This is a genomic window from Pseudomonas sp. NPDC089758, from assembly GCF_044748705.1.
GTDB lineage: Bacteria > Pseudomonadota > Gammaproteobacteria > Pseudomonadales > Pseudomonadaceae > Aquipseudomonas > Aquipseudomonas putida_X.
The window spans coordinates 102,598-111,908 of sequence record NZ_JBIVGN010000020.1; the positions used below are offsets into that span (position 1 = coordinate 102,598).

The 9,311-nt window shown below is 59.2% G+C and carries 6 protein-coding genes and 1 rRNA gene; 4 read left to right on the forward strand and 3 right to left on the reverse strand.

Translation table 11 applies throughout. The annotated features are described in order from the left end of the window. The first annotated feature begins 304 nt into the window (after positions 1-304). From ACIPZH_RS22800 to ACIPZH_RS22810, 3 genes are read left to right on the forward strand one after another with little or no spacing between them, the layout of a single operon-like run. Positions 305-1,642, forward strand: coding sequence for a TolC family outer membrane protein (locus ACIPZH_RS22800; protein WP_267819615.1), 1,338 nt, complete (start codon positions 305-307; stop codon positions 1,640-1,642). Between the two features lie 44 nt (positions 1,643-1,686). Further along, a complete protein-coding gene (locus tag ACIPZH_RS22805; protein WP_241807202.1) occupies positions 1,687-3,843 on the forward strand; it encodes a type I secretion system permease/ATPase in 2,157 nt (718 codons plus the stop codon). After that, positions 3,833-5,209: an HlyD family type I secretion periplasmic adaptor subunit gene (locus ACIPZH_RS22810; protein ID WP_241807203.1), complete on the forward strand. Its 1,377-nt coding sequence runs from the start codon at positions 3,833-3,835 to the stop codon at positions 5,207-5,209. The genes ACIPZH_RS22805 and ACIPZH_RS22810 overlap by 11 nt, the downstream gene beginning before the upstream one ends. Before the next feature lie 54 nt (positions 5,210-5,263). Here the strand turns inward: ACIPZH_RS22810 and lapD are convergent, their stop codons facing one another. Beyond that, the gene (gene lapD, locus ACIPZH_RS22815; protein ID WP_400637946.1) at positions 5,264-7,210 is read right to left on the reverse strand and encodes a cyclic di-GMP receptor LapD; all 1,947 of its coding nucleotides are present in this window, start codon (positions 7,208-7,210) and stop codon (positions 5,264-5,266) included. A 10-nt stretch (positions 7,211-7,220) separates the two neighbouring features. Continuing rightward, positions 7,221-7,982 carry a cysteine protease LapG gene (gene lapG, locus ACIPZH_RS22820; RefSeq protein WP_267824136.1) on the reverse strand — a complete coding sequence of 254 codons (762 nt, stop codon included), beginning with the start codon at positions 7,980-7,982 and terminating at the stop codon, positions 7,221-7,223. Between the two features lie 204 nt (positions 7,983-8,186). Between lapG and ACIPZH_RS22825 the strand changes: the two genes are divergently transcribed. After that, positions 8,187-8,876, forward strand: coding sequence for a GntR family transcriptional regulator (locus tag ACIPZH_RS22825; protein WP_400637948.1), 690 nt, complete (start codon positions 8,187-8,189; stop codon positions 8,874-8,876). 165 nt (positions 8,877-9,041) lie between these two features. On the opposite strand, the gene rrf is transcribed toward ACIPZH_RS22825, so the two are convergent. Further along, positions 9,042-9,157, reverse strand: a 5S ribosomal RNA gene (rrf, locus tag ACIPZH_RS22830). Between the last annotated feature and the right edge of the window lie 154 nt (positions 9,158-9,311).

The following is a 9,311-nucleotide window of genomic DNA, read 5'->3' on the forward strand; positions in this document are numbered from 1 at the left end:
GCGTTTACGTGCCACTGCAGACGCAAGTGTGTCGATAACTGTTTCCGGCATGCTTGACGTCAAAATATCGTCTATAACTGCCGGCTATTAACTTTATGCCAAAGTATTGACCTTCTGGTCGTCATCCTAAACAATTGGCAATGTAATGTCACATTGATATTTGAACGGTTGCTATCCCTTCCTTTAGTACTAATACCAGTGCCCCGTCGGAAGTTGCTCATCGGTCAAATCAGGTTGTCATTTTCCAGACCTGAACCGCTTCGACCGTGATTCAGGACAACAGCGCCCTCGGGGATCAGTAAAAATGCGTGCGTCACTGTTTACCGCTCTTCCATTCGCCTTTGCCGCCACTTTCGTACAAGCACAAACCTTGCCCGAAGCCATGCAGAAAGCCCTCGAGGTTCATCCGGAGATCCAGGCGGGTGTCAACGCCCGGGTGGCAGCCGATTACCAGTTGCGTGCAGCCCAGGGCGGCTATTTGCCGCGGGTAGACGTAACCGCTGGTTACGGACGTGAGGGGACTGACAGCCCTAGTACCGGCAACCGTTGGGAAACCCTCAATCGCGGTGAGTCAGCAATCCGTCTTCGCCAAATGGTTTTTGACGGTTTTGCCACTTCCAGTGAAGTAGGCCGTCAACAAGCCACCGTTAATGCACGCGCCTACTCGCTGATGGACACCTCGGAGCGCACCGCGCTCGACGTGGCCCAAGTTTATCTGGACGTGTTGTCGCGCCGCGAGATGGTCCGCCTTGCTGAGGAAAACCTGCGCAACCACGAACGCATCCTGGACCAGATCAAGCTGCGTACCAGCCGTGGTGTCGGCCGTCTGGCAGACCTTGATCAGGCCGAAGCCCGTTTGGCTCAAGCGCGCAACAACTTGATCACCGAGCAGACCAACCTTGCCGATGCCAACACCAACTTCCTCAGCGTGGTAGGCCAGATGCCGGATGAGCTGAGCGCCCCGGCGCCTTTCATCGACCTGCTGCCGGCGACTCTGGAAGAAGCGCGCGCGCAGATGGTAGAAAGCAGCCCAGTACTGCGCTCGGCAGAGTCGGACATCGCCGCGGCAGAAAAACAGTACGACGCAGCGAAGTCGAGCTTCTATCCGCGCTTCGATGCAGAACTCGGACGAACGGCCGATAACAACATCGATGGCACTGTCGGCCATAACAATGAGTGGCAGGCCATGCTGCGCATGAACTTCAACCTGTACGCCGGCGGCAGCAACAAGGCTGACCTGGAGTCCAAGTCATACTTGGCCAACCAGGCGCTGGATATTCGCAATAACGCCCTGCGCCAGCTCAACGAAGAACTGGGCCTGGCATGGAATGCGCAAGAGAACGCCAACGCCCAGCTGCCAATCGCCCAGCAATACGTCGATCACAGCAACCGCGTACGCAGCGCTTACCAGCAGCAGTTCAGCCTTGGCGAACGCACGCTGCTCGACTTGCTCGACAGTGAAAATGAAACCTTCACTGCTCAGCGCCGTCTGGTTGAGGTGAAGAACATACAATTGTTTACTCAATACCGAATCAAGGCGACCATTGGCCAACTGCTCAAGAGCCAGGGTGTCGTAGCACCGATGGCCACCGTTGTGCAGAATGACGTGAAACCGCGAGTGAACCTGCCAGGCATGAACTGAGCCGCACTCGCATCATCTACCCGCAAGGATGAAGAGAGCGCCGCGTGGAATCCGAAGTCAGTCGAGTGAACCTCAGCCACGATCCACGCAGTCAGCACGATGATCCGTTGCTGGATAGTCTGCTGACCCTGTGTGTTCTGCATCAGAAGCCTGCAAGCAGGGCCATGCTGACTACCGGCCTGCCCTTGCCGGCCCAGCGCCTGAGCCCCGATCTGCTGCCTCGCGCCGCTGCCCGTGCCGGGCTGCAAGGGCGGTTACTTCAGCGCAAGCTCGAGCAGATCCCGAGCATCGCCATGCCGGCCATGTTGCTGCTCAAAGAAGGCCGCAGCGCTGTGCTGGTGGGCTGGGAAAACGAAGACACCGCCCGCTTGCTGCTCAGTGAAAGCGACGGCGGTGAGATGCTCGTGAGCCGCGAGGCGCTGCAGGGCGACTACAGCGGCAAAGTGTTCTTCGCCCAGCCGCAGCACAAATTCGATGTGAACCACGGCAATCTCATCCCGCGCGCCCGCTCGTGGTTCCGCGACACGCTGATGCGGAGCAAGTGGCTGTACATCGACGCCATCGCTGCCAGCCTGGTGATCAACCTGATTGCGCTGGCTGCGCCTTTGTTCGTGATGAATGTGTACGACCGCGTGGTTCCCAACCAGGCCACGTCGACGCTATGGGTGCTGGCGGTGGGCATCGGCTTTGCCTACATATTCGATCTGATTCTCAAAGGCTTGCGCGGCCTCTGTCTGGATCTTGCGGGCAAGAAGACCGATCTGATCATTTCAGCGACGCTGTTCGAGCGGATCGTCGGGATGTCGATGAAGTATCGCCCTGCGCGGGTCGGCAGCTTTGCCCAGAACATCCATGAATTCCAAGGCCTGCGCGACTTCCTCGCTTCGCTCACATTGACCACCCTGATCGATCTGCCGTTCACCCTGCTGATCCTGCTTGTCATCGCCATCATCGGCGGGCATCTGGTATGGATCCCGATCCTGGCCTTCCCGCTTGCATTGGGCATCGGCTATGCACTGCAGAAGCCGCTGATGGCGACCATGGAGCGCACCATGGCGCTGGCATCGGAGCGCCAGTCCAGCCTGATCGAAACGCTGGCCGGCCTGGACGCAGTCAAGGTCAACAACGCCGAGAGCGAACGCCAGTACATGTGGGAGCAGACACTTGGCACCCTCAGCCGCCTCGAACTGCGCGTCAAGGTGCTGTCGAGCCTGGCCATGAACATCACCTTGCTCATCCAGCAGCTGGCGGGCGTGGCGATGATCTGCGTTGGGGTTTACCTGATCATCGACGGCAACCTGAGCATGGGCGGCCTGGTCGCCTGCTACATGCTCAGCGGGCGCGCCCTCGGCCCGCTGAGCTCGCTCAACGGTTTGCTGGCCCGCTACCAGCAGGCCAAGGTGACCATGGTGGCCACCGACCAGATGATGGAGCTACCGCAGGAGCGCAATTTCGAAGAGCGTCCGCTGAGCCGTCAGGTGCTGCAGGGCGCGGTCGAATTCCGGGGGGTAGATTTCACCTACCCCAATCAGCAGAACATGGCGCTCAAAGGTATCAACCTGAACATCCGCCCGGGGGAGAAGGTCGGCATCATCGGTCGCAGCGGCTCGGGCAAAAGCTCGCTGGCAAAGCTGATCGTCGGCCTGTACGAGGCAGACAATGGCTCCTTGCTGGTCGATGGCGTGGATATCCGCCAGATCGACGTCAGTGAGTTGCGCCATAACGTCGGCTATGTCCCGCAAGACATTCAATTGCTGGCAGGCACCTTGCGCGACAATCTTGTCAGCGGTGCCCGCTACATTGAAGACGAACTGATCCTGCAAGCTGCCGAGCTGGCCGGCGTGCATGAATTCGCTCGCCTGCACCCCGACGGTTACGAACTGCAGGTTGGCGAACGCGGCCAGAACCTTTCCGGTGGGCAGCGGCAGAACGTCGCCCTCGCCCGGGCGCTGCTGCTCAACCCGCAGATCCTGCTGTTGGACGAGCCCACCAGTGCCATGGACAACACCGGTGAAGAACGCCTCAAGCAGCGCCTGGCTGCCGTCATCGAAGGCAAGACCGTTTTGCTGGTCACCCACCGGGCGTCCTTGCTGTCGCTGGTGGACCGGTTGATCGTCATCGACCGAGGACAGATTGTTGCGGATGGCCCGAAAGCCGCCGTCATGGATGCGCTGAAAAAGGGGCAGATCAGTGTTGCATAAGCTGGATATAGGGCGTTTCAAGGACAGCCTGCGCCGTTACTTCAAAGGCTCGGAATCCCTTGCCGGGCAACCGCTGCCCGAGGTCAACAAAGCGCTGATCGAAGACGCACCGCGCATCGTGCGCCTGACCATCTGGGGCATCATCGCCTTCTTCCTGGTCATGATCGTCTGGGCCAGCGTGGCTCCCATCGATGAAGTTACCCGCGGTGAAGGCAAGGCCATTCCATCCTCCAAAGTGCAGAAAATTCAGAACCTGGAAGGGGGCATCGTCGCGCAGATCTATGCCAAGGAGGGGCAGATCGTCGAAGTCGGTGAGCCATTGCTGCGGCTGGACGAAACACGCTTCGCGTCCAACGTTGGTGAAACCGAAGCCGATCGTCTGGCGATGGCCCTGCGGGTGCAGCGCCTGAGCGCAGAAGTGGACGACAAGCCGCTGCAAATCGATGAAGAGCTGCGCAAGGCCGCACCGAACCAGGCCGCCAGCGAGCAGTCGCTGTATCAGAGCCGGCGTCAGCAGCTGCATGATGAGATCAGCGGCCTGGAACAGCAACTGGTGCAGAAACAGCAGGAACTGCGCGAGTTCACCTCCAAGCGGGCACAGTACGCCAACAGCCTGCAGTTGCTGCGCCAGGAAATTGCCATGTCCGAGCCCCTGGTAGCCCAAGGCGCTATCTCCCAGGTGGAAGTGCTACGTTTGCGCCGCGCAGAAGTTGAAAACCGCGGGCAGATGGACTCCACCGCACTGGCGATTCCACGCGCCGAAGCGGCTATCAAGGAAGTGCAGAGCAAGATTGAAGAAACCCGCGGCAAGTTTCGCAGCGAGGCGCTGACCCAGCTCAACGAGGCACGTACCGAGTTGAACAAGGCCACCGCCACGGGCAAGGCGCTGGATGACCGGGTCAACCGCACAATGGTCAGCTCACCGGTACGCGGCATCGTCAAGCAGCTGCTGGTGAACACTGTCGGTGGCGTGATCCAGCCGGGCAGCGATATCGTCGAGATCGTGCCGCTGGATGACAGCCTCGTAGTCGAGGCGAAGATCCTGCCCAAGGACATCGCATTCTTGCACCCCGGCCAAGAAGCGACGGTCAAGTTCACAGCCTACGACTACACCATATACGGCGGTTTGAAGGCCACGCTGGAGCAGATCGGTGCCGACACCATCACCGATGAAGACAAGAAGACCACGTACTATCTGATCAAGCTGCGCACGGAAAAAAGCCACTTGGGCACCGACGAGAAACCTTTGCTGATCATCCCGGGAATGGTAGCGACGGTGGATATCATGACCGGCAAGAAGACCATCATGAGCTACCTGCTAAAACCGATCATGAAGGCCCGCTCTGAAGCCCTGCGCGAACGCTGACTGTCACACGTGCAGCACCTGAGGTGGGTGCTGCACGTGCTCTCTCTGGCGCAGTCAGCGCCACGGGGCGGGCTCACCCACCAACTGCCCCTGAATACCTTGAACCTCCATTTCCAGTAGTACCTGTCGCTCTCCTTCGGTCTCGACCCGTTCGGCAATCAGCGGCAGATCAATACTGTGCGCTGCCCGCTGAATGGCTTCGATGAACAAACGCTTGTGTTGCTCATGGTCGATATTGCGGATGTAGCTTCCGTCGATCTTCAGGTACGCCAGGCCCAAGTGCGCCAGGTTGCCGATCATGCTGAAGCGGCCACCAAAACGCTGCAGCGCCAGCCCGAAACCAAGCCCGTGCAAGCGTCGAGTCAACTGCTCGAGCACGGCTTGCGCAGGCAATTGCTCCTCACCGATTTCCAGGACCAGGCGCGACCCCAGTGCAGTGTATTGCCCAAGCAGATCGTATACCCGCTGCAGAGCGTTGGGGTCGGCCAAGGTCGCAGCCGACAGGTTGAGCGCAAGCACCTGATCATGGCTACGCAGGTGCGCCAGCACTTTTTCAAGCACCAGAACATCCAGCCGCGGCATCCAGCCAAAGCGCTCCAGCCACGGCAGAAAGCGGCCGGCCGGGACTGCCTCGCCGTCATCATCGTGCAGCCGGGAAATGACTTTGTAGTGCAGTACGCACTGCACGTCCTTGCAATCCACAACCGGTTGGAAGAACAGTTCGAACTGGCCGTTGACGAAGGCTTGCTCAAGCCGCGTGTGCCAGTCGTGATGGCTATCGCCAGCAATAGCCGCGGCACCTTGCTCAAGGCAAACCCAGCCGGGTGTCGGCTGGTTTTCAGCCCGGGCCAGGGCCTCATCGGCAAGTTTCAACAGCGCTTGCGGCGCATCGCCCGGGCTGAATGGCGCAAGGCCGATACAAGCTACCGGGTCGACATCGGTGGCGCCGGTCTCGTGCAGGCTCTGTAGCGTCGCCTCCAGGGCCTGGGCAAGCTGTACTGCCTCTTCGTGCACCATGCCTGGGGCAAGCACAGCGAACTCACCGCCACGGCTGCGGGAAATCAGGTCGTTGGTCTCCGGGAACTTGGCACAGGTACGCTGCAGCTGTACGCCGACCGCCTGCAACAGCTGGTCGGTTCGTTGGCCACCCAAGCGGGCGTTGAGGCCTGTGAGGTCCTGAACACGCAACAACAGCAGGTAACCGGCCCTCGCCTCTTCAAGGTTGCTGACTCGGGTATTGAGCTGCATTTCAAAATACCGGCGGTTGGAAAGCCCGGTCAGGCTGTCCTGATACGACTCGGTACGTAGCCGCTCGCTGCGCTCAGCCTGCTCGTTGAACAAGGCCTTGAGCTTCTCGACCATCTGGTTCATGGCTTGCACCACACGACGCAACTCGGGCGTGCGCGGCAGCTCAGGCAGGCTGAGGAACTCGCGGCGGGCAATGGCGTGGGACTGCTCGACCATGTAGTCCAGCGGCCGCAATTGGCGACGTAACAGGAAGGCTCCGAGTACCGCGCTGGCTGCGCCGCAGAGCAGCAGCCAGCCCAGGCTGCCCAAAGCGCTCTGCCAAAGTTTGGAGATGGCGAACATCGGGTGGCTGATGACTTCGACACGCGCAGCTTGTTGCCAACCTCGGCTGACGATGGCATCACCGCCGGCGGCTTCGAGGCCGATCAAGTGGATGAACCACGCTGGAACACCACCAGGGTCCGGCTCGGCGTGACGCTCCACCAGCACCGCATTCGAGCCTAGGTCGACGACCTTGATGCTCGAATAATAGCCACTGTCAAAGATCGAGCTGACCATCAGCTCTACCATCGCCGGGTCATCGATGTTCGGCGTCAACGAAAGCGCCAGCGCCGTGGCAGCATCCTGGGCATGTGAGCGCAGCTGGTTGACGTACTGGCTGCGTGAACTCTCCAGGCTGACCATGAAGCTGCCGCTGAACGCGACCACCAGGAACAGGCAAATGGCCAACAGCAATTGTTTGAACAGTGACATCTGTGCTCCTTCAGTAAACCGGTTCGGCCGGGAACCCTTCGGCCTGCATTTTCTTTAGCAAGTCCTGCCAGCGGGACAAACGCTTGGTGTCACCGACTTTCTTGTTACCCGCAGCCCCGGTCAACCAGAGGCCTTCACCATTGAAGGCGTAGACCGGCAAGAGGTCAGTACGCTGGCTGGCCGGCTTGATCGCGTCCATCAGGCTATCGAGTACCAGCGGCTGGGCTTGTGGGCTTGAATAATAGGTCAGCACCATGTGTGCGCGATTCTGGCGCAAGGCCTTGACGTAGGTGATGCGCAGCTTTTCACTTGGAATGCCCATGCGTCGCAGGCTGAAATATTTGGCGATAGCATAGTCTTCACAATCGCCAGCGCCCTTGATCAAGGCCTGAATGGGCGTGGCCCAATAGTCGACTTCATGCCATAGGTCGATGTCTTCGACATAGCGCAACTGCTGGTTGAAAAACTGGTTGGCTGCCTGCAAGCGTTGTAGCTCGGAGCCTTGGTTTTGAGTGGCCATCATCCTCTGCCAGGCATCGATGCGACCTTTGCCAGCGCCCAGTGGGCCATACAGGGTCTGCGACTTGCGACTGATCTCGGAAAAATCCCAATCCGCACGCAAACCGCCCAGCAGCAAGCTGCCCAGCAAAACGGCAAGGCCGATACGTCGCGCGGCGGTTTTGATTACCGAGGGTATCGCCACTGCGAAGACCTGCTCAGACCAGTCGAAAGCAGCGATGGTGCGGCCTGTCAGCATAAAAAACAATGGCATCCTGCAATCATCCCTCCGGTGGTCGGGTACCCAAGACTTTCCAGTTAATGCTTTGTATATGTCGCTTCCTTTGCCAGGCGTCTTCCTCCACCATATCTCAAGGCCTTGTTTTCGCTCGCCCCACCGAGGGCGCTGGTTTGACAAGGGGCCTTGGGTGTTACTAGTGTCATTGGATCCAACTTTAGGCGTCGAGGCAGACTTCGCGTGGCCGAGAAAATCAAACTCAGCAATGTGCTGGCGAGCGAACAGCTACCGGCAAACCTGGCTCGTGGCGTGATCGAAGAACGCTTACGCAGTGCCATACTCGATGGCCGCCTGCCGCCTGGTACCGCCGTGCGTCAACAAGAACTGGCTACCCTGTATGGCGTCAGCCGCATGCCTGTGCGTGAGGCGCTGCGCCAGCTGGAAGCGCAATCACTGCTCAAGGTGGAGATGCACAAGGGTGCGGTTGTGGCACCCTTGATTGGCGAAGATGCGGTCGACAGTTATGCATTGCGGGTTCTGCTTGAGTCCGAGGCGCTGCGCCAATCCATTCCCCTGCTAGATGCCGATGATATCGCCCGCGCACGTGGTTACATCCGGCAATTGGAAAGCGAGACCCGCCACGCCGAGATCGGCCGCCTTAACCGGCTATTCCACATGGCCTTGTACTGCAAGGCTCAGAACCAGAAACTCCTACAGCTGATCGAGAACGAGCTCAACGAGGAGGAGCGCTTCTTGCGTTTTCATCTGTCGTCGATGGGCCTGGGCAAGTTGACCCAGGACGATCACAACGCGCTGGCGGATGCCGCCAACGACAAGCTGGTCGATGAGGCCGTGAGGGTGTTGGAGCAGCATCTGAACAATGGCGCGCGGGTTATCAGGAATTACCTGGACAAGCAGGCAGCTCAGTAAGCAGGGCTTGCACATGACGTTTGCCAACAGGCTGTAGCGACTATCGCAGCAGGCTGATTATGTGGCTGCCCAGCGGTTGCAGGCACGACGCATGGCGAAGCTACGCGCATACCCGGAAAAGACAAAGCCCCTGTCTGCAGCGCAGACAGGGGCTTTGGATTTGAATCTTGACGATGACCTACTCTCACATGGGGAAACCCCACACTACCATCGGCGATGCATCGTTTCACTGCTGAGTTCGGGATGGGATCAGGTGGTTCCAATGCTCTATGGTCGTCAAGAAATTCTGTGTGCCGGTCCGTCCTGTGGACGTACCCGCGAATCTCTATGGTTCCTACTTAAAGACAAAACCCCTACCTGCTCGCGCAGATAGGGGTTTTGCGAAATGAATCTTGACGATGACCTACTCTCACATGGGGAAACCCCACACTACCA